Here is a 20,085-nt window from a genome sequence, read left to right as displayed (position 1 = left end):
TTATGAAATTTGCCGTTACCTCAAAGGGTGATTCGAAATCAGAAAACTTAGTCCAAATAATAAAACAATATTTGCTTGATTTTGAATTGGAATATGATGAAGAAGAGCCGGATATTGTTGTCTCCGTAGGGGGAGATGGGACACTTCTTTATGCATTTCATCGATACAGCAATCGTTTAGATAAAACAGCCTTTGTTGGGATGCATACTGGTCATTTAGGTTTTTATGCAGACTGGACGCCAGCTGAGTTAGAAAAACTCGTCATTGCGATAGCAAAAACGCCATATAACATTATTGAATATCCAATTTTAGAAGTGATAGTTCGTTATCAAAATGAGGAGAAAGAAACGAGATATTTAGCATTAAATGAATCAACGGTGAAAAGTATGGAAGGAACCTTTGTTATGGACGTAGAAATGAGCGGCAAACATTTCGAACGATTTAGAGGGGATGGTCTTTGTGTATCTACCCCTTCTGGAAGTACTGCTTATAATAAAGCTTTAGGCGGAGCGATTGTGCATCCTTCCATTGAAGCAATACAGTTGGCAGAAATGGCTTCCATAAATAATAGAGTCTTTCGAACGGTTGGCTCCCCATTAATTTTACCGAAACATCATACATGTGTATTAAAGCCAGTAAATGAACCTAATTTTCAAATCTCTATTGATCATTTGAATCTATTACATAAAAAAGTACATTCGATTCAATATCGAGTAGCAGAAGAAAAAGTACGGTTTGCAAGGTTTCGACCGTTTCCGTTTTGGAAACGAGTACATGATTCTTTCATTTCTGAATAAGAAAGAGACAGGAGCGATAGCTTGAGCTTTACGTTAGAGTGGGTTATGCAGCAGGAAAAAGGCATGACCATTAAGGAATTTTTGAAGACTCAACAAATCTCTAAGGCAGCTATAACAGATATAAAGTTTAAGGGTGGGAAGATTCTTGTTAACGAAAAAGAAGAAAATGTTCGCTATACGTTAAAGGAAGGCGATCAATTAGTGGTTTCTTTTCCACCGGAGCTGCCTAGTAGCGGCTTAATTCCAGAACAGATCTTGTTAAACATTGTCTTTGAGGATGAGTATCTATTAATTGTACAAAAAGAATATGGGATGAATACGATACCATCAAGAGAGCATCCTAGTGGTAGTTTGGCTAATGCTTTAGTAGGCTACTATCAAAAGCAAGGAATTGAAGCAACAACCCATATTGTCACGAGATTAGATCGGGATACATCTGGATTAGTGCTGATTGCGAAACATCGTCACATTCACCATTTACTTAGTGAACAGCAAAAAGGCGGTGATGTAAAAAGAAAATATCTCGCTTTTGCTGAAGGGCAAATTTCTCCGTTAGCTGCTACCATTAATGAGCCAATTGGCAGATGCTCGGACAGTATTATTAAAAGAGAAGTAAGGAAAGATGGCCAATCAGCCATTACACAATATCGTGTATTAGCACAGGATAAGCATTTATCTCTTGTGGAATTGTCTTTAGAGACTGGAAGAACGCACCAGATTCGTGTTCATCTAGCTTATCAGGGACATCCGCTTTTAGGTGACGATTTATATGGAGGAAAACGAGATTGGATAAATCGGCAAGCTCTACATTGTTTTTATCTTAAGTTTACGCATCCTGTGACGAAACAATCGATTACTTTTACAGTTGATCTCCCTGATGATATGAAAAGGCTCGAACAGAAATTAAAAAAGAGTGAAGAATCCATTTAAAAGGAACCTTCACTCTTTTTACTTATTTTGCTAAACTGAATTAATGATTCTTTGCTGTTTCTGTATCGAATGTGCGAAATTTTTCATCTATAAGAGGCATACTGGAACACACAGATTCAACAGTTAGTTCTGGATATTGAAGTGCCGTTAATTTCCCTCCGAAGACCGCGCCGGTATCTATGTTGTATGTTCGATTCATTTCTCTTACATTGCGCACAGGGGTGTGTCCATATACAACAATCGGTTTTCCTTTATACTTTTTGGCCCAATCTCTTCTTACAGGAGAACCGTTCCCATGAACCTCTCCGGTGATATCGCCATAAAGCACAAAGGTTTTTACTTTATTATGGTACTGTCCAATATAATCTTCACGAATACCTGCATGGGCAATGACAATTTTTTGATTGTCTAAGATATGGTATAATGGTGCATTTTCGTATAACTCTTTAAACATCCTTCTTATTCTTTGTTGTTCCTTTTTATTTAATTGCTCCCATTCGGCAACAGTTGTTTCCAAGCCATGGGCAATTTTTACCTTTCTTCCTAAGAAGAAACGGTATAGTTTATCACAATGGTTTCCAGGTACATAATAAGCTAACTCTTTCTTAACTAATAAATAAACCGTTTCGATAACCGTTAAGGAAGCGGGACCTCGATCTGTTAAATCACCAACAAAGGCAAGCTTTCTTCCTGCTGGATGCAAAGGATAACCTTGGTCCCAACTATAGCCTAATTTTTCAGTTAAAAGCGTAAATTCCTCGTAACATCCATGGATATCTCCAATGATATCAAGCTTCATTAAAATCACTCCTTTACCTTTTACTATACCCAATTGCTATAATGTGCATTTTTGTTAATTGTTTCTCTATTTGGGGAATTATAAAGAGAGTAATTTGTTTATGTATAAATAAAAGACAAATTGTTTATCTTTTGTTACTATAAAAATCATATTATTTTTTTATGAGAGGAGGAAGAACTAGATGGTAGAGAAAATATTAACAAATGAAGCACAGCATGCTGTAATTCTCCATTCTTTACAAAATGAAAACTTACAAGAATTCCGAAAAAATTTCCTTGATTTACATCCATATGATCAAGCTTCATTTTTTAAGGAAATGGAGATTGAAGAAAGAGCTCAAGTTTTTGAATATTTAGCTCCAAGTGAAATTGCAGAGATGTTCGAGAACTTACAAATGGATAATTGGGAATATCAAGCGTTGTTTGCTAAACTATTACCCGATTACGTTGCAGAGACATTAGCGAATATGTCCGTTGATGATGCTGTCGATATTTTAAATGTGTTGGATAAAGAGCAAGTAGAAAGCTATTTGGCAATAATGGACCAGCCGACTACGGCACGTCTTAAAGCACTTATGCACTATGAAGAGTCTACAGCCGGGAGTATTATGACAGTTGACTACATTAGTTTATCTGCAGAACAAACGGTAGCATCTGCTATGGAGATCCTGAAAAGAGAAGCTCCTAATGCGGAAACAATCTACTATATATATGTTGTTAATGAACAAAAGCAATTAGTAGGCGTTGTCTCGTTGCGAAGTTTAATTGTTAGTGATAATCAGACGCTCATAAAGGAAATTATGAATGATCGCATTTATTCTGTTTCTGTAAGTGAAGACCAAGAGGAAGTAGCAAGAAAAATGCAAGACTATGATTTCTTGGCATTGCCTGTGGTTGATTTTCAAAAAAGGCTGCTTGGGATTATTACCATTGATGATATTGTAGACGTCATGCAAGAAGAGGCTTCGGAGGATTATTCTAAATTTGCTGCTGTTTCAAACATGGATTTCGTTGACCAGCATCCCTTTTCTGCTGCTAAAAAGAGATTGCCATGGCTAATTATCTTATTATTTCTTGGCATGTTTACTGCAAGCTTAATTGGTCGATTTGAAAAAACATTAGACCAAGTTGCTATCCTTGCTGTATTTATTCCGCTTATTGCAGGAATGGCTGGAAATACCGGAACACAAGCCTTAGCTGTAGCCGTTCGTGGGATAGCTACTGGGAATATTGGCAAAGAAAGCAGTTGGAAGTTAATAGGAAGAGAAGCGGGGACTGGGCTTATTACCGGAACAATCTGTGGGTTGCTTGTTATGGTTGTGGTGTATATATGGAAGGGTGATTTCTTTTTAGGAATGCTAGTGGGCATTTCGATTCTTGGAACACTAATTGTTGCTACAATAGCTGGGGCAATCATTCCTCTTATTATGCATAAATTTAAAATTGATCCAGCCGTTGCCTCAGGGCCGTTTATTACGACAATAAATGATATCATCAGTATTTTGATTTATTTTGGTATGGCAACAATGTTTATGAGTTATTTAACAAATTAGAAAAAAAGGAGGGATAGGGATGGCACATGGTGCATCTTTCGCATCACTAGTTATCGTGGTGACGGTAGCTCTATTAACCCCCATTATTTTGCAGCGACTTAAATTGAATGTCATTCCGGTAGTTGTTGCCGAAATTTTGATGGGATTAATTATAGGAAAAAGCGGATTTAATCTAGTCGAACAGGATATGTGGCTAGAAACGCTATCAACATTAGGATTTATCTTTTTAATGTTTTTAAGTGGGTTAGAGATAGACTTTTCTGCTTTCTCTAGTAAGAAAAAAAGAGAGACTCTGCCTAATGGAGAATTGGAGCCAAAATCCTTTCAAACGGCAATTATTATTTTTGCAGCAATTCTCGTTCTTTCCATTGGATTAAGCTTCTTGTTTGTATTCGCTGGTTTTGTTGATAGTACTTTCTTAATGACAATAATTATTGCAACTATCTCTTTAGGAGTTGTAGTACCTACTTTAAAAGAAGCAAATATAATGAAATCAGTTATTGGGCAAATTATTTTGCTGGTGGCTGTAATTGCAGACTTAGTCACGATGATTTTGCTTGCTGTTTTTGCTTCTATCCATGAATCAGGAGGAAATACTTGGCTGCTATTAATTCTTTTTGGAGCAGGGTTAATTCTTTACTTTGTTGGTAGAAGAATAAAAAATAAAAAATTTATGGATACTCTTTCCCGCGGAACCGTGCAAATTGGTACGAGAGCAGTATTTGCACTAATCATTTTTCTTGTTGCACTTTCCGAATCTGTTGGAGCGGAGCATATCTTGGGCGCTTTCTTGGCAGGGGTCCTAGTGTCATTATTATCGCCAAATGAGGAATTGGTTCATCAGCTTGATTCCTTTGGTTATGGATTTCTAATTCCTATATTCTTTGTGATGATTGGTGTGGAGATGGATATATGGTCATTATTTACTGATCTTAAACTATTGCTATTTATCCCATTACTATTAGTGGCATTATTAGTAAGTAAGCTGCTGCCAATCTATTATTTAAAAAAATGGTATGATACTAAAACAATTGTTGCATCTGGATTTTTATTAACTTCAACCTTATCCCTTGTAATTGCAGCAGCGACAATTGGGGAGCGATTGAATATTATTACTACCCAAATGAGTGGTACTTTTATTCTGGTAGCGATTATTTCTTGTATCATTACGCCAGTTGTCTTTAAAAAGCTATTCCCTAAAGAGGCTGCACGTGAAAAAGTGATAAATGTTTCTATTATTGGGGTTAATCAGGTAACCATGCAGGTTTATCAAGAGTTAAAGTCCACATTGTATGATGTTACTTTTTATCATAAAAAACAAGAAAAACATGATTTTCAAATTGCGGACTCCCTATTTGAAATCATTGAGTTGGAAAATTATTCAGAGGATATACTGCAACAAACAGATATTTATGGAGCTGATATTGTTGTTGTTTCCACAGGAGATTCTTACTTAAATGCTGAGATGAGCTTGATGATAAAAAGGGCAGGGGTAGACCGAGTTATTTGTCGTGTCGAGAACATGGAGAAAGAAGAAGTGCTGCGCAGAGAAGATATCGAAGTTTTCTCTATGCTTACTTCAACGAAGGCATTATTAACGGCATTAATTCAATCACCAAATATATTTGCCTTACTTGGTAATACGGAAACAGCATTACATGAGATTACTTTAAGAAACAAAGAATTTGAAGGGATGTCCTTGCGCTCGTTCCCATTTACGGGAGACGTTATTTTCGTTCGCATTTTCAGAGGCTCTGATTTTGTTATTCCACATGGAGATACAGAATTACAGCTTAATGATCATCTTCTTGTTACAGGATCACACTCGTATGTAACAGAATTAAAACGCCAACTAGAGTTTAATTATAAGTAAGCAAGTAAACCAAGCTTTCTCTTTCTTTTGATAAAAGGAAGAGAAAGCTTTTTTCAGAGTTTGGTTCCTTTTAATGGGAATGAAAGTAGATAAAGGGAAGATGGGACTAATGAATAGTTTTTGCTGAAAGAAATGATAGAGTTTTTTAAATAGAAGAAAATGATTAAATCGCCTATTACAACAGTGCTTTCTTTTTTTGCGTTTTTGTAGTAAAATTAGTACTAGGTACTAATAACTTGTAATAGTATATAGGAGGAATAAGAATGACTTTTTCGTTAAAAGGCAAAACCTATGTAGTTATGGGTGTTGCGAATAAAAGAAGTATTGCATGGGGAATTGCGACTTCCTTGCATAAAGCAGGTGCTCGTTTAATTTTTACTTATGCAGGGGAAAGATTAGAAAAAAGCGTTCGTGACCTTGTTGCAACTTTAGATTCAACAGATAGTATTGTTTTACCATGCGATGTTACTAATGACCAAGAGATTGCTACTTGTTTTGAAACAATAAAAAAAGAAGTAGGAACTATTCATGGCATTGCTCATTGTATTGCTTTTGCTCATAAAGAAGAGCTGCAAGGTGACTATATGAATACAACAAGAGACGGATTCTTGCTTGCCCATAATATTAGCTCTTATTCTTTAACTGCTGTAGCAAAAGAAGCTAAAGGGTTAATGACAGAAGGGGGAAGCATTGTTACACTTACTTATTTAGGCGGAGAGCGCGCTATTAGAAATTATAATGTAATGGGTGTTGCTAAAGCTTCATTAGATGCTAGTGTTCGTTACTTAGCTGCTGACCTAGGAAAAGAAGGGATTCGAGTTAACTCTATTTCTGCAGGTCCAATTCGTACATTATCAGCAAAAGGAATCAGTGATTTCAATTCCATTCTTAAAGAAATTGAAGAACGTTCTCCACTTAGAAGAACAACTACTCCAGAAGAAGTAGGCGATACAGCATTATTCTTATTCAGTGATTTAGCAAGAGGGATAACAGGAGAAAACATTCATGTTGACTCAGGTTTCCATATTGTTGGTTAATTTCATGCAAGACAGCCGATCAGTTGATTGACTGTCTTTTTTTTGTTCTTTTTCTTTGCGCCAATTCTACTCTTTGTACTACCTTTCTTTTTTTGTTATTTCAAGTTACATATTAGGCGAATCATGCATACATTAGGATGAATCCTATAAATTTTGTGTTATCTGTTTTAGGAGGTGATAAAGATGTATAGTGAGAATAGTAAACCTTATCTTTCTCAGTCAGGCACAAAAACGATGAAGGGCAATATGCAAGTGAGCTATTCAGCAAATATTTCTAAACAGAAACAATACAAAGAGCTGATGGAAAAAAAGCAGAAGGAAGAGGCGCTCCAAGAAGTAAAAGCGAAAAAAGATTCTGTGAAAGAAGGAGTCGAAAAACAAGGCACTACAAATGTGCAAGAACAAATTCAAACCTATCAGGAACAGCAAGTGGAAAAAGTACCAAGAAAACCCGCCTTTAAACGATTAAAAAGCTTTAAAGAAATGGGAATTGTCGAGAAATTAGAGTACTTACTTCATTTTCCAAAACAGTTACCTCCAGTCCCATGTTTGGTTGTAACTGCTAAGGAGAAAGTTCGTGGATTTGTTGTTGATTTAAATGCAGATAAAGTCGATATAAAATTAATGGATCAGACAATCGTTACTTTAAATATAGCATCGATTGAAGAGATTAAAATGATTGGTATTTAAACATTCTTTCCCGGTTAATAGAAGACGGTTATTTCAAATTGGATATTATGGTGTCATCAATATAATAGCGGCATTATTCACTATATTACTCGCTAGGATATATTTGTCACTATTTATCCATTTGGAATAATCTTTTTTTATTTATCGAAGTTATAAAAGCTGAATATTGTACAAGCATAAAAAATGCTTAAGAATTAGGGAGGATTTAAGGAGTAATAAACTTCACGATACAATATTCAACAAATTTGTGAACATATAGAATCAAACTCGTCTGATAACATGCCTGCTTCTTCCTATGCATAAAATATAAGGCGGAGAGAAAGGAGTGACCATAAAAACGGAGGCGTCTTAAAGACGACCTCCGAGTGTATAGCATTTACAAAGTTAGTAATTCCTTAGTCACAAACATTTAAGTCAACGTCAGCGATACATTGAACAGCACAGAAGCAGTTTAAGTCAACAGTTATACAGCTTGAAGTGCGTTGGAATCCTTCTAATTCACAAATTTTGCTTAAGTCGATTCCTTTGTGTCCAACGATATCTAGAGTTTCCCCATCTTTACCAATAGGAGCAAGAACTCTCAATACTGCACAGCAGTTATCAAAAATATCTTCAACTCTGAAAAAGATGGAAACACAGTTGCAGTCATGACCTGTAAAGAATGCATGGAATGGAGAGCCATCTGCACTACTTAATACGAATACACGTGTATCTGCTTTTTTACGTTTTGTTGGAGATACAAGAGATCCTAAAGGCTCTGAGAAACAGTTAGTTTCACATTCGCAATTGTCTTCAGCGCTATCCTGGATATCTTTAATGGCACGAACCACTTCGCAAACGCAGCTGGATGTACCGTGAATATCTTCTTTTTTTCCACAACCCATAATTGTTTTCCTCCTTGTTTGTTTCTTTCTTTATGTTTCTTACATTACTAACATATTGCCGAAGAGCCTTATGGGTTACGGACAAACGCCTTTTTTCTTGAAATTTGGGCATATGACCATTCGTTTAGAATATTTTGGACAATCGGAGAGGAGAATGGAGATGGAAATCCATTGGATGGAGTTTTTTTTACTCATTTTGGCAAGCTTTCGTGTAACAAGATTGATTGTGTTTGATCAGATTACTGAATTTTTCCGGAAAATATTCTTAGAAGAAATAGAGGAACAAAATAAAGACGGGCAAACAGAAGTTTATATTATCCCTAAGTCAGGGAAAATTCGCGGCTTTATTGGTGAATTAATTAGTTGCTATTGGTGTACCGGAGTATGGGTTGCAATCTTTCTTACCATTTTATATTATTTCTTTCCAGTTATTTGTGAACCATTTGTTCTTGTCTTTGCGATAGCTGGAGGAGCGTCTTTGTTAGAAGCTATTTTACAACGAGTGTTTGTTGAATAGTTACCAAATGCTAGGCTAGTTGTTTACACATACATTTTTTCCTGACATACAATGTGATAAGAACATTAAAAATTAATGTTTTTATACATGTATAAATCATCATTATTGGAGGGATTGGAGTTGCTGGGAAAAAAAGTACCTAAAGTGACTGAGCCAGTAAAGGCGCAACCGACTAAAGCAAAGAGAAAAAAATCTGGATGTAACTGTGGAAAAAAATTAGCAAAATAACAAAAAATACCCGACTTTGTGCGGGTATTTTTTATGACTTAAACCCAGTTTGTAAAAATTGGATATTTTTTGTTGTAGAAACATCTAATAATTATTGCCTAAATCGAAAAAAATAAAGATACATTAATTCATCTTTACATAGGAAGGGAAGAATATGACAAATAGAAGGCATGCATCTTATCTATTGATTTTTAGCATATGTGTATTCTTAGCTGGTTGTGCGAAGGAAACACCGAATAGCCGATGGTCAATGCTTAAAAGGATTAATCCAGCGCCAATTGCTCTTTATACAGAGACTGATGGAAACCAAGAAAAATTAGTAGAAGGAATAAAAGAAGAAACGAATACCATTTCGTCCATTTATGATGTTGCAGTAATCAAGGGGAAGAAAGATACATTAGTTGCATATAAGGTAAAGCAAATGGCCAGGTTTAAAATGAAAAGTATTGAAAAGGAATTAACGAAGAAGCTTGAAGCAAAATATCCAGATGAAAGATTCACTGTCTCTAGTGATTTTAAGATATTCTTAGAGACCATCCGCTTATGGGATAATATCCAGAAGCCGGACTATAGTAAAGAAAAAGCAGATAAACGTTTGAAAGAGATTATTCAATTGAATAATGAATTAACGTAAGGAGGGAAAAAGGTGGCGGATAGTAAGAAAAAAAACAAGACACCACAGCAGCAGCAATATGAAAAATTCGAGCAAAAATTTGAAACGAAACGACCTGTTCTTAAGAACTGCATTAAAGCATTTTTTGTAGGTGGATTTATTTGTATGATTGGTCAATTTATTTCTTACTTCTATATATATTTCTTTCATTTTACGGAACAAACATCGGGAAATCCAACTTCTGCTACCATTATATTTCTTTCGATGTTATTGACTGGATTTGGAGTTTATGACCGGTTAGGCCAGTTTGCTGGTGCTGGGAGCGCAGTTCCAGTATCAGGATTTGGTAATAGCATTATTTCTGCCGCAATTGAACATCGCACAGAGGGATTTGTGCTAGGAGTCGGAGGAAATATTTTTAAGCTAGCTGGTTCGGTTATATTGTTCGGTGTTTTTTCGGCATTTGTAGTTGCTCTTATAAAAACACTATTTATTATGATGACGGGGGGATTCTAATGCTTCAGGGAAAACAGTCCTGGGTATTTCAAAATCATCCAGTAATAAAATCTACCGGAGTATCAGGCGGTCCTTTTGAAGCAAATGGAAGATTAGCTGCTGATTTTGACGTATTACATGATGATTTATGGATGGGAAAAACCTCGTATGAACAGGCTCATCGCATTTTATTGGAAGAAGCAGCACAAACAGCCATGAAAAAAGGAGAACTCAAGCGAGAAGATATCCAGTTCTTTTTAGCAGGTGATTTAATCAACCAAATTACACCTTCCAGTTTTGCTGCAAGAGATTTGCAAATCCCTTATTTCGGATTATTTGGTGCTTGCTCCACGTCTATGGAGGGTTTAGCACTTGCTTCCTTTATGGTGAATTATCAAGGAGCTAATAATGTATTAACAGGTGCTTCTAGTCATAACGCAGCAGTCGAAAAACAGTTTCGTTATCCAACAGAATATGGTGGCCAAAAACCGCCGACTGCTCAATGGACCGTAACAGGTGCCGGTGTTGCTTTAATTACGAAGAATCAGTCAGATGAGCGACTTCCCTACACAACCTCTGCAACAATAGGGAAAGTCGTAGATATGGGATTAGCAGATCCTTTTAATATGGGTGGGGCAATGGCTCCAGCAGCTGCTGATACTATCCTTGCTCACTTCCAAGATTTACAATTAGATCCTTCTTATTATGATTTAATTGTAACAGGCGATTTAGGAAAAATCGGCAGAGAAACGGTAATAGCCCTTTTAAAGGAAAAAGGGTTAACAATTGATGAAAAAATAATGAAAGATTGTGGCTTGTTAATATATACAAATGACCAGCCTGTACAATCTGGAGGCAGCGGTGCAGGTTGTTCCGCAACAGTAATGTACGGGCATTTATTAAATGAAATGAAGAAAGGTATGTATAAAAGAATCCTCTGTGTCGCCACTGGTGCGCTTCTCTCACCGCTTACCGTTCAACAAGGGGAAACAATACCTTGTATCGCTCATGCTGTATCAATCGAAATTTAATTCAGTGCTTTTTCTTTATAGAATGCTTATTTATAAAAGAAAGAAGGAGGAATCTATATGCTCCCAATGTTTTTTTGGGCCTTTGTGATTGGTGGCATAATTTGTGTCATTGGTCAGCTTATGTTTGATGTTGCAAAGCTCACGCCTGCACATTCATTAACAACATTAGTTGTGGCTGGTGCAGTTTTAGATGGATTTGGACTATACGAGCCGTTTGCTGACTTTGCAGGAGCAGGTGCGACAATACCAATTTCAAGCTTTGGGAATGCCTTAGTACATGGGGCGATGCAAGAAGCTGAAAAGCATGGCATTATCGGTGTATTAACAGGTATGTTTGAAGTGACAAGCTCTGGAATATCAGCAGCAATCGTATTTGGCTTTATAGGAGCACTACTGTTTAAACCTAAAGGATAATGCAGTATATCTTATAAAAGAAAAGCAGACACGGAAAAGTGTTGCTTAAACGGAGAAATAAATGATTAACTCTGTGACAATCGTACATTCTATTCGTTAATAGTAGCTTGCCTACACATAAACTTCAATTCCCCATATTCTGTTAAGGAGTACAAGGAGAAGCGAGGTGATGCAGGAATGTGTTATGGCGGATATGGCTATGGCGGCGGCTATGGCGGAGGAGGATATGGAATTTCTTCTTTTGCATTAATCGTTGTTTTATTTATCCTTTTAATTATCGTAGGAGCTAGCTTCTACAGCTAATTCATTTAGTCATTGGGAAAAGGAGTTCTCTTGCAAAGAGAGCTCCTTTCTTGGTGTGCCCGGCATGGGTGCAATCTTAAGGGTGAAAGTCCCGAACTGCGAAGGCAGAAGTAGCAGTTAGCTTAACGCAAGGGTGTCCGTGGTGACGCGGAATCTGAAGGAAGCGGGCGGCAAACTTCCGGTCTGAGGGACACGAACTTCATAGAAGGCTAGGTATCATTGGATGAGTTTGCCAAACAAAACAAAGTCCTTTCTGCCGAAGGTGATACAAAGTAAATGAAGCAGATAGATGGAAGGAAAGATTGCACTCTTACCCGGGGAGGTCTGATGGATACGTGAAGTACTCTTCCTAACCTACTTAGCGATAAGTAGCTGAACCATCAGAAGTCAGCCGATGTCATAGTACAAATCGGTCTAGAACGATTTGGAAGGACGGAACAATTAAGAGAGAATAGCCCTTGGCTTTCAGTAGGTCATGAGGAACACAGAAAACATAGTACCTCACTTGAGGAAGGAAACGGTGAATTCCGTGGGGGATCTCTTGGAGGGTGGAGTGACCACTGGCATAAGAAGATAAGCTATTCACGGAAGGAAGAATAACGATGCTTTTAAATCAAATCCTGTCACGGGAAAATATGCTTCAAGCATTAAAACGAGTAGAACAGAATAAAGGAAGTCATGGAGTAGATTGGATGCCCGTACAAATCCTACGACAGCACATAGTCGAAAACTGGCATTCTATCAGAGAGGCTATTTTCAAGGGTACTTATGAGCCAATGCCTGTCCGAAGAGTCGAAATCCCGAAATCTGATGGAGGTGTTCGGCTACTAGGTATTCCAACCGTGAAAGATCGTTTGATTCAACAAGCCATTGCCCAAGTATTGTCAAAGATATATGACCCGATGTTCTCCGAACATAGCTATGGCTTTCGACCAAACCGAAGCGCCCATGATGCGGTAAGGAAAGCAAAGGGATATATCAAAGAAGGATATAGATGGGTTGTAGACATGGATTTAGAGAAGTTCTTTGATAAGGTCAACCATGATAGACTCATGGGTACACTTGCGAAAAGAATCAATGACAAACCACTATTAAAGCTAATCCGCAAATATTTACAGGCGGGCGTTATGATGGATGGAGTTATTTCAAGTACAGAAAAAGGAACGCCACAAGGCGGACCATTAAGTCCATTACTCTCTAACATAGTTCTGGATGAACTAGATAAAGAGCTAGAAAGTCGAGGGCATAAATTCGTTCGTTACGCAGATGACTGTAATGTTTACGTAAAATCGAAGCGGGCAGGAGAACGAACAAGGGCAAGCATTCAACGATTCATCGAAAAGAAGCTTCGATTAAAAGTGAATGAGAAGAAGTCAGCAGTAGACCGACCATGGAAACGGAAGTTTCTAGGGTTTAGCTTCACGTCTTCTAAAGAACCAAAGATTCGTATCGCAAAAGAAAGCTTAAAACGAATGAAGATGAAAATACGAGAAATCACTTCCAGAAAGATGCCCTATTCTATGAGATATCGGATGGAGAAATTAAACCAATATCTAATGGGTTGGTGTGGATATTTTGCATTAGCGGATACTAAATCACTGTTTATAAAATTAGATGGTTGGATACGAAGAAGACTTCGCATGTGCCAATGGAAAGACTGGAAGAAACCAAAGACAAGGATTCGCAACCTTATACATCTAGGTGTCCCAAAAGGGAAGGCTTATGAATGGGGAAATAGCCGGAAGGGCTATTGGCGCGTCTCGAACAGTCCTATATTAGATAAAACCCTCGATATCTCCTATTGGAATAATCAAGGGTTTAAAAGTCTACAAACTCGTTATAAATTCTTGCGTCATTTATCTTAATTGAACCGCCGTATACGGAACCGTACGTACGGTGGTGTGAGAGGTCGGGAGTTAACCACTCCCTCCTACTCGATTTTTATTTAAGCACTTTGTTCATTTTTTGTTTTCTTTTTCTTGAGTTTTCACCTTTTATTCTTTCCTTCATAGAATATAAAGTAGCTCATCGAAGGAGGAAACACAGGTATGAACAATAATTTCTTTAAAAACATTGAGTCTAAAACTGGCGTTAATATGAAGGATATTTTAGAACTAGCGAATTCCTTACAAAATGCTAATTTTAAAGATGAAAAAACAGTAAGAAGTGTCATTCGCAGAGTATCACAAATTGCTGGAAAATCTGTTCCTAAGCAAACAGAAGATAAGATTGTTGAATCAATTATTAAAGATGGCAAACAGCTTGATTTTAATACATTATCTAAAATGATTAACAAGAAGTAAAAATGAAAAAGGGTAGCTACTCGAATTGACGATATAGTTACCCTATTTTTTTCCTGTTAAATGATTCTTGTAAGAATGTATCTCAGTAAGGCTTGAATTACTGATTCTTTTATAATAGTCGATTCTTTTCAGCTGCATTAATAGCAACCATAGTCAAGGGTGATAATAAACGCGAAGCCTTTGCTTTTTTCCCTCTTAAATACATAGGAATCGATAAATATAGTTCTTGTTGGGCCCTTGTCATCGCAACATAGAGAAGGCGACGTTCTTCTTCTATCGGCATGAAGTTATTATTGCGGAACGATTCTAATGCAAAGTCATGGGGAATGGAACCATCAACCGTACCAACAATGTAGACTGTTTTATATTCTAAACCTTTGGCGCGATGAATCGTGCTTAATGTGATTACATTATCTTCGTTTCGATATTGCTTTCGTAATTCTTCATTCATGGCAGTCATATGGTCTGTATATTGAACAAATTCTTTAATCGATTGGAACTTACGTGCAACAACCTTTAAATCGCGAATATCATCAGAGCCTTTATCCCATTGATTTCCTTCGTTTCCCCGTTTTTTTATAAATTCCTGAAAGCCTAATTCCTTTTCAATATAATTAATAGCATCTAGAGGAGAATAACGAATTAATCGTTTTACTATTTCTGGAATCTTTTTCAATCTGCTTTCTTGAAAAGCGAATCCTGTTTTAATAAAAACTAGGCAATCTAAAAAGCTGCAATCTTCTAATATACTTATTGCTTTAATATCTTGTAATACCGTTTTTTTTAAGAATAGGGTTGGGAGAATATCAGCAACTGCTTGCTGGTCATCTGGATCATGAATGAGCTTTAAATAAGCCATCATACTTTTCACAATAAACCTTTGATAGAAAGAACCTGACTCTTGTTCTAAACGAAATGGCAGACTGGAAGAAGCTAATCGCTCAAACATGGCACGGCTATTTGTATTAGTTCGAAAGAGAATCGCAAAATCCTTCGGTTCATAGCCTGTCTTTATTTTCTCCTGAATATCGGTCAAAATCATCGTAGCTTCTTCTTCCTCATCATAAGGATAAAAGGCAATGGGAGTTTGGCCAGAATAGCCAGTTATCATTTTTTTTGCTCGTCTCTTCGTATTTTTACTGATTGTAGATTTAGCGATGGATACAATTTCTTGGGAAGAGCGGTAATTATAATCAAGAATAATCGTTTTAGCATTTGGATAATCTTTTTCAAAATCTAAAAGGTATTTTGGATCACTACCACGAAAAGAATAGATAGATTGATCATCATCTCCTACTGCATAGATAGAATGAGCTGACCTTGCCATTAGCTTCATCCATTCGTACTGAACTTTATTGATGTCTTGAAATTCATCTAATAAGAAATGAGTAAAACGCTTTTGATAGGTTTCTAAAATAGCTGGATTTTCAAGAAAGAAATGATAGCCGCCCAGAAGCATATCATCAAAGTCATATAAATTTCGCTGTATTTTTTTTGTTTCATATCCACTATATAGCTGGGCAACTTTCTTTTCCCAGTCATTAAGAGGCTCTATTTCATGGGGAAGAAGCATACTATTTTTCCATGCACCGATTAATTGAAGAGCTGCATCGAAAGGGAAGTCTTTTTCATCTATTTGCCTTTCACGGGCAATTTCCTTTAACAAAAGCTCTCGCTGCCAATTACTGCTTAATAATTTATTTCGCTGCCATTTCTCCCGTTCATGAAAAATTAAAATTTGGTAGAGAATGCTATGAAAAGTCCCAGAAACAATTTTTTGCACAATCCCTTTATTCATCATTGGATAGTGCAAGAGTCTTTCCTTCATTTCATTTGCGGCTTTATTTGTGAAGGTAACGAGCATGATGGTTGACGGATCTACCTTTTTCTCCTGTATGAGATAAGCTGCTCTCATTGTTAACACTCGGGTTTTCCCACTTCCGGCCCCTGCAAGAACTAGAATGGGGCCATCATCTATTGCGACAGCCTCACTTTGTGTAATATCAAGAGAATAGCCGTTTTGTTTCAGTGTATTTAAATAAGATTCTTTTGGAAAAGTAACTGGTTGACTAGCAGCGACATCAGATGTATGGGTAATCGCCTTTATAGACATAGGCGGTTTAAAAGGAGTAATTTCTGTATGGTCTTTGGAAATATTTCTACTCTTAGGAATCCGGAACCCATTTCTTTCTTCATAATCGGTTTCAGTCATAGCAGCTTGTTCCTGTGCAACAGCAGATGCTTCTGTCATACAGGGCTGTTTAGCTGAATAGTGATAAAAATAGGGAGTACTTTTTAACCCTAAATAAAGTTTTACTGCTTCTCCACATACAGAGCATGCGAGAAATCCATTTTTGCCAGCTTCATAAATTTTCTGTAATTCTTGTCTGTCAATGGTATTTAAGGAAATAAGTCTATCATAATAAAAAGCTGTTAACATAGGAAACCTCGAATCTATTAATAAATCTGTAGCTGTACATAAGTTTGAAATAATATCTATCATATCAAAAACAGATGATTGTTTAAAGAGTAGAAAAGGGGTTTGCTTTTTGGAAAAGAAGGGAAAAGGATAAAATAATAAACTAGAAGGGACAGATTCTGATGGGATATATTCTGCCAATTTCTCATTATCAAGCCGAGCAGTACGCGGTCAGAGACATTGTAAGCAAAACACGGAATTATAAGAAAGAAGAGATTTATCCAGCGGCTAAAATCGTTAATTTTTCTAACAATCTAGAGTTAAAGTATCCTTCTCAGACGTCTTACCAGAAGAAACAAAGGCATGAAGAACAAGTAGCCAATGAGAAGTTAATTGCAGAACTAACTGGAAAAGGCACTTATTTTCATGCACAAATCTAAATTGCTTTAATTCATTTGGTAGCTTTGCACATATAAAGGCGATCCTTCCTGCCATTCGGCATAGAGGATATCTTTTGGAGATTGAACATTTTGTTTTTTCAATTCTTGCATTAATTGCTCTTCATTCCAACCGATTCGAGGTAAATTTTCTTTGATGATTTCGCCATCAAGAATAACACTTATTGGAAGAGCTGTGATTTCCAACGATAAATTCATATCTTGCTTTGTGGGATTCCTGTATGCTGATTTCTTGAGTACACTTATCGTCCCATCTGTTTCTAAAATCGCATAAGCACATTCTGCTATTGAAAAAACATCTTTTGCACGAAGTAAATGTTGTAATTGGTTAATATCCAAATGATTTTTCTGTAATTCCTTAAAATCAATCTTGCCTTTATTGATAACAATGGATGGTTTTCCTTCTAAAAGTTGTCTGGTTTTCCGAAACTTTTGGGTGATGAATTCTGTTATGTAAATTAATCCTCCCCAAACAAGAATAGAGTACATTATTTCTTTTATTCCTGTCTCTGTATCATACATAGCATTTCCGACAAGCTCTCCTAGTACTAAAACAGAAACAAAGTCAAAGGTAGTAATTTGCGTGATTTGTGTTTTTCCTAATACTTTTGTTAAAAGCAGCAATAAAATATAGCCGATAATTAGTTCGCTAAATATATGTGTGAATTCCAATTCAACTCACCCTTTCCTCCATCTATTGTAGGCAGATGGAGGAAAATTAAACCTCAAACCTCTGTTTTCGATAATTGCGGAAACAAAAAAGGCAGCTCTATGGCGGATAATCACAAGCTTTAAAGGTAAGCTGTGCTTTCAACCATTGGGCAGCCTTAAAATTTTATAAATGCTTAATCATCGTTTTATGTGGAATACCAGCATCTAGGAATTCATCCGAGATGACTTCATATCCTAGTTTGCTATAAAAGGGAATTGCCTGTGTTTGGGCATTCAGTTTTAAGGCAGGAGCCCCATTATTTAAGGCATATTCCTCGATTTTATTCATAACGGCTTTTCCAGCTCCACCTTTTCGATTAGTGGAGAGGATGCAGATTCTTTCTACCTTTCCGTATTCATCAAATGTCCGGTAACGTCCAGCACCAATAGGTTTTTTGTCGTCATCATAGAGGACAAAATGAACGCTATCCTCTTCATATGCATCTATTTCTTCTTCTATTGGTACATTCTGCTCCTGTACAAAAACAGTTTGACGAACATAAAAGGCATCTTTTAACTCTTTATCTGTTTTAACGATAACTACTTCCACTTTCCACTATTCCTTTCCTAAACGGAATGTTTCATAGACTGTCCAAGAGCCATTTTCCAATTCATATAGCAAATGGAAACGATCCGCTGTTTCTTCAAAATGATAGTTTTGCATGCGTAAATTACTGTATAAGTCTAAATGTTCATCACTCGATAAATCCTGCCCAAGTGTAATATGCGGCACAAATGGATGCTCTGGACTAACACCCAATGTACTGATTAGTTCTTGGTGAAGATGTTCTAAGTCTGTACTTGGTTCAATCTTTAAATAAACAACATTGCTTACGGGTTTAAAAGAACTGACCTTTGTCACTTTAATGGGAATAGAATGATAATGACTTGCAATCGTTGCTAGTTTTTTACTTACTTCTTCAATTTCCTCATTATTAGCTTCAAAATCACCAATTAACGTGATATGTGGGGGAATTAAAGCGTATTTCGGGTCATATCTTTTTCGAAGTGAATTAGCTAAATCCTGCAAATCCTTACCAGGGAAAATAGCAATACCGTATTTCATTCGACGAACCTCCATTTCAAAATAAAAGAGTGTACAAAGATATAGAAGATAGACTATCTATTATTACGATTTCAATGTTCTATATGTAAGATATTATAACAAAATTAGTCATTTAAGTTCAAAGATTTCAGAAAAAATCCTAATGGTTAACGAGATACTCCGTTAGGTAATAAAAACAGTCAATCGAATGCCCTTTTTTAAGAAGGAAACATTTTCAGGAGCATTTTTGCAATATAAGGCTGCCAATATTTCCATGTATGATCCCCATTAAATTCTTCATATGAATAATCAGCATTTGTTGTTTGCAAAACATGAGATAATTCTCGGTTAGGAGTCAGAAAATCCTCTGTTGTGTTGATGGTTGTTTTTACAGCTGTTTCCCCTATACCGATAATATGATCTATTTCTAGTAAATGAAAAGAATCGAATTTATGAACAGCATCAAAGACGCCATCATTTACTAAAGGGGATTGCAACATAATTTTTCCAAAAGTATGCGGATATTTTAAAGCGGTCATGAATGATACAGTTGCACCTAATGAATCGCCAATGAGTCCACGTCCCATTCCCATTTGGAAGGTGGGAAACTGTTTATCTAAATAGGGAACAAGTTCATGCGCTAAGAAACGAATATATGCTTTATTCTGTGCGCCATCAGGATGATATTTCCTGCGACGATCATGAACAGAGGAATAGGGGATTCCAACAATAATGGTATCCGCAATTTGATGATTGCCATGTAATTCATCAGCTACTCTGCCGATTCGGCCAAATTGAAAATAATCTTTCCCATCTTGTGCAATAAGTAAATGATATTTATAAAGAGGAGAAAATGCTGGTGGGAGATAGATTAATAAAGTCACTTCTTCTCCTAATTCTTTACTAAAGATAGTTTCCTCTTTAATTGTCCCTTTTGTTGTCATAGTTATCCTTCCTTTATTACGGATGATTTTACAATTAGTTTA

The 20,085-nt window shown here is 36.5% G+C and carries 21 protein-coding genes and 1 pseudogene; 15 read left to right on the top strand and 7 right to left on the bottom strand.

Annotation, left to right across the window (positions count from 1 at the left end):
- Positions 1-2: 2 nt before the first annotated feature.
- Both BCI01S_RS06425 and BCI01S_RS06420 read left to right on the top strand, forming a co-directional pair.
- The gene (locus BCI01S_RS06425) at positions 3-797 is read left to right on the top strand and encodes an NAD kinase (RefSeq protein ID WP_047942434.1); all 795 of its coding nucleotides are present in this window, start codon (positions 3-5) and stop codon (positions 795-797) included.
- 45 nt (positions 798-842) lie between these two features.
- On the top strand, positions 843-1,727 hold the full coding sequence (locus BCI01S_RS06420; RefSeq protein ID WP_061797851.1) for an RluA family pseudouridine synthase: 885 nt from the start codon (positions 843-845) through the stop codon (positions 1,725-1,727).
- Between the two features lie 40 nt (positions 1,728-1,767).
- On the opposite strand, the gene prpE is transcribed toward BCI01S_RS06420, so the two are convergent.
- Positions 1,768-2,526: a bis(5'-nucleosyl)-tetraphosphatase PrpE gene (gene prpE / locus BCI01S_RS06415; RefSeq protein WP_061797433.1), complete on the bottom strand. Its 759-nt coding sequence runs from the start codon at positions 2,524-2,526 to the stop codon at positions 1,768-1,770.
- 181 nt (positions 2,527-2,707) lie between these two features.
- Here prpE and mgtE point away from each other — a divergent pair, with 181 nt between their 5' ends.
- From mgtE to BCI01S_RS06395, 4 genes are all read left to right on the top strand, one after another.
- A complete protein-coding gene (gene mgtE, locus BCI01S_RS06410; protein ID WP_047942432.1) occupies positions 2,708-4,078 on the top strand; it encodes a magnesium transporter in 1,371 nt (456 codons plus the stop codon).
- 19 nt (positions 4,079-4,097) lie between these two features.
- Positions 4,098-5,951, top strand: coding sequence for a monovalent cation:proton antiporter family protein (locus BCI01S_RS06405; RefSeq protein ID WP_047942431.1), 1,854 nt, complete (start codon positions 4,098-4,100; stop codon positions 5,949-5,951).
- 263 nt (positions 5,952-6,214) lie between these two features.
- On the top strand, positions 6,215-6,988 hold the full coding sequence (gene fabI, locus BCI01S_RS06400) for an enoyl-ACP reductase FabI (RefSeq protein ID WP_047942430.1): 774 nt from the start codon (positions 6,215-6,217) through the stop codon (positions 6,986-6,988).
- Positions 6,989-7,171: 183 nt separating this feature from the next.
- On the top strand, positions 7,172-7,678 hold the full coding sequence (locus BCI01S_RS06395; protein WP_047942429.1) for a CotO family spore coat protein: 507 nt from the start codon (positions 7,172-7,174) through the stop codon (positions 7,676-7,678).
- Positions 7,679-8,073: 395 nt separating this feature from the next.
- On the opposite strand, the gene BCI01S_RS06390 is transcribed toward BCI01S_RS06395, so the two are convergent.
- Entirely contained in the window at positions 8,074-8,562 is a 489-nt protein-coding gene (locus BCI01S_RS06390) for a CotY/CotZ family spore coat protein (RefSeq protein ID WP_047942428.1), read from the bottom strand.
- Positions 8,563-8,716: 154 nt separating this feature from the next.
- Between BCI01S_RS06390 and BCI01S_RS06385 the strand changes: the two genes are divergently transcribed.
- The 8 genes and pseudogenes from BCI01S_RS06385 to spoVIF all read left to right on the top strand — a co-directional run bounded on the left by BCI01S_RS06385 (position 8,717) and on the right by spoVIF (position 14,466).
- A complete protein-coding gene (locus BCI01S_RS06385; protein ID WP_309325346.1) occupies positions 8,717-9,079 on the top strand; it encodes a DUF1360 domain-containing protein in 363 nt (120 codons plus the stop codon).
- Positions 9,080-9,461: 382 nt separating this feature from the next.
- A complete protein-coding gene (locus BCI01S_RS06380) occupies positions 9,462-9,941 on the top strand; it encodes a hypothetical protein (RefSeq protein WP_047942426.1) in 480 nt (159 codons plus the stop codon).
- Between the two features lie 12 nt (positions 9,942-9,953).
- On the top strand, positions 9,954-10,436 hold the full coding sequence (gene spoVAC / locus BCI01S_RS06375) for a stage V sporulation protein AC (RefSeq protein WP_047942425.1): 483 nt from the start codon (positions 9,954-9,956) through the stop codon (positions 10,434-10,436).
- A complete protein-coding gene (gene spoVAD / locus BCI01S_RS06370; RefSeq protein WP_061797430.1) occupies positions 10,436-11,446 on the top strand; it encodes a stage V sporulation protein AD in 1,011 nt (336 codons plus the stop codon). Before spoVAC ends, spoVAD begins: the two co-directional genes overlap by 1 nt.
- 57 nt (positions 11,447-11,503) lie before the next feature.
- Positions 11,504-11,860: a stage V sporulation protein AE gene (gene spoVAE, locus BCI01S_RS06365; RefSeq protein ID WP_061797428.1), complete on the top strand. Its 357-nt coding sequence runs from the start codon at positions 11,504-11,506 to the stop codon at positions 11,858-11,860.
- Between the two features lie 219 nt (positions 11,861-12,079).
- A pseudogene (locus tag BCI01S_RS26160) lies at positions 12,080-12,163 on the top strand (YjcZ family sporulation protein); the annotation flags it as partial.
- Positions 12,164-12,765: 602 nt separating this feature from the next.
- Positions 12,766-14,028: a group II intron reverse transcriptase/maturase gene (gene ltrA, locus BCI01S_RS06355; protein ID WP_061797426.1), complete on the top strand. Its 1,263-nt coding sequence runs from the start codon at positions 12,766-12,768 to the stop codon at positions 14,026-14,028.
- A 183-nt stretch (positions 14,029-14,211) separates the two neighbouring features.
- Complete coding sequence (gene spoVIF, locus BCI01S_RS06350) at positions 14,212-14,466, top strand: sporulation-specific transcription regulator SpoVIF (protein WP_047942421.1); 255 nt, start codon at positions 14,212-14,214, stop codon at positions 14,464-14,466.
- A gap of 109 nt (positions 14,467-14,575) precedes the next feature.
- On the opposite strand, the gene BCI01S_RS06345 is transcribed toward spoVIF, so the two are convergent.
- Positions 14,576-16,906, bottom strand: coding sequence for a UvrD-helicase domain-containing protein (locus tag BCI01S_RS06345; protein WP_061797424.1), 2,331 nt, complete (start codon positions 16,904-16,906; stop codon positions 14,576-14,578).
- Positions 16,907-17,067: 161 nt separating this feature from the next.
- Here BCI01S_RS06345 and BCI01S_RS06340 point away from each other — a divergent pair, with 161 nt between their 5' ends.
- Positions 17,068-17,325, top strand: coding sequence for a hypothetical protein (locus BCI01S_RS06340; RefSeq protein ID WP_047942419.1), 258 nt, complete (start codon positions 17,068-17,070; stop codon positions 17,323-17,325).
- 6 nt (positions 17,326-17,331) lie between these two features.
- On the opposite strand, the gene BCI01S_RS06335 is transcribed toward BCI01S_RS06340, so the two are convergent.
- The 4 genes from BCI01S_RS06335 to BCI01S_RS06320 all read right to left on the bottom strand — a co-directional run bounded on the left by BCI01S_RS06335 (position 17,332) and on the right by BCI01S_RS06320 (position 20,043).
- Positions 17,332-18,015, bottom strand: a complete 684-nt coding sequence (locus BCI01S_RS06335) for a YetF domain-containing protein (RefSeq protein ID WP_047942418.1) — start codon at positions 18,013-18,015, stop codon at positions 17,332-17,334.
- A 163-nt stretch (positions 18,016-18,178) separates the two neighbouring features.
- Entirely contained in the window at positions 18,179-18,604 is a 426-nt protein-coding gene (locus BCI01S_RS06330) for a GNAT family N-acetyltransferase (RefSeq protein WP_047942417.1), read from the bottom strand.
- 6 nt (positions 18,605-18,610) lie between these two features.
- On the bottom strand, positions 18,611-19,120 hold the full coding sequence (locus tag BCI01S_RS06325) for a YjcG family protein (RefSeq protein WP_047942416.1): 510 nt from the start codon (positions 19,118-19,120) through the stop codon (positions 18,611-18,613).
- A 197-nt stretch (positions 19,121-19,317) separates the two neighbouring features.
- Positions 19,318-20,043 (bottom strand): alpha/beta hydrolase, encoded by a 726-nt coding sequence (locus BCI01S_RS06320; protein ID WP_047942415.1) that lies wholly within the window; start codon positions 20,041-20,043, stop codon positions 19,318-19,320.
- Positions 20,044-20,085: the final 42 nt, after the last annotated feature.

The sequence above is a fragment of the Niallia circulans NBRC 13626 genome (assembly GCF_001591585.1).
GTDB classification, from domain to species: Bacteria; Bacillota; Bacilli; order Bacillales; family Cytobacillaceae; genus Niallia; species Niallia circulans.
This window is presented reverse-complemented; position numbering and strand designations above follow the sequence as displayed.

What these genes read in the sequence shown, in the direction of transcription:
- spoVAE (WP_061797428.1), top strand. Translation starts at nt 11,504, where the DNA reads ATGCTCCCAATGTTTTTTTGGGCCTTTGTGATTGGTGGCATAATTTGT.
- BCI01S_RS06425 (WP_047942434.1), top strand. Translation starts at nt 3, where the DNA reads ATGAAATTTGCCGTTACCTCAAAGGGTGATTCGAAATCAGAAAACTTA.
- BCI01S_RS06380 (WP_047942426.1), top strand. Translation starts at nt 9,462, where the DNA reads ATGACAAATAGAAGGCATGCATCTTATCTATTGATTTTTAGCATATGT.
- BCI01S_RS06420 (WP_061797851.1), top strand. Translation starts at nt 843, where the DNA reads ATGCAGCAGGAAAAAGGCATGACCATTAAGGAATTTTTGAAGACTCAA.
- spoVIF (WP_047942421.1), top strand. Translation starts at nt 14,212, where the DNA reads ATGAACAATAATTTCTTTAAAAACATTGAGTCTAAAACTGGCGTTAAT.
- mgtE (WP_047942432.1), top strand. Translation starts at nt 2,708, where the DNA reads ATGGTAGAGAAAATATTAACAAATGAAGCACAGCATGCTGTAATTCTC.
- BCI01S_RS06405 (WP_047942431.1), top strand. Translation starts at nt 4,098, where the DNA reads ATGGCACATGGTGCATCTTTCGCATCACTAGTTATCGTGGTGACGGTA.
- BCI01S_RS06395 (WP_047942429.1), top strand. Translation starts at nt 7,172, where the DNA reads ATGTATAGTGAGAATAGTAAACCTTATCTTTCTCAGTCAGGCACAAAA.
- BCI01S_RS06390 (WP_047942428.1), bottom strand. Translation starts at nt 8,562, where the DNA reads ATGGGTTGTGGAAAAAAAGAAGATATTCACGGTACATCCAGCTGCGTT.
- fabI (WP_047942430.1), top strand. Translation starts at nt 6,215, where the DNA reads ATGACTTTTTCGTTAAAAGGCAAAACCTATGTAGTTATGGGTGTTGCG.
- BCI01S_RS06345 (WP_061797424.1), bottom strand. Translation starts at nt 16,906, where the DNA reads ATGTTAACAGCTTTTTATTATGATAGACTTATTTCCTTAAATACCATT.
- BCI01S_RS06340 (WP_047942419.1), top strand. Translation starts at nt 17,068, where the DNA reads ATGGGATATATTCTGCCAATTTCTCATTATCAAGCCGAGCAGTACGCG.
- BCI01S_RS06320 (WP_047942415.1), bottom strand. Translation starts at nt 20,043, where the DNA reads ATGACAACAAAAGGGACAATTAAAGAGGAAACTATCTTTAGTAAAGAA.
- prpE (WP_061797433.1), bottom strand. Translation starts at nt 2,526, where the DNA reads ATGAAGCTTGATATCATTGGAGATATCCATGGATGTTACGAGGAATTT.
- BCI01S_RS06325 (WP_047942416.1), bottom strand. Translation starts at nt 19,120, where the DNA reads ATGAAATACGGTATTGCTATTTTCCCTGGTAAGGATTTGCAGGATTTA.
- BCI01S_RS06385 (WP_309325346.1), top strand. Translation starts at nt 8,717, where the DNA reads ATGGAGATGGAAATCCATTGGATGGAGTTTTTTTTACTCATTTTGGCA.
- spoVAD (WP_061797430.1), top strand. Translation starts at nt 10,436, where the DNA reads ATGCTTCAGGGAAAACAGTCCTGGGTATTTCAAAATCATCCAGTAATA.
- ltrA (WP_061797426.1), top strand. Translation starts at nt 12,766, where the DNA reads ATGCTTTTAAATCAAATCCTGTCACGGGAAAATATGCTTCAAGCATTA.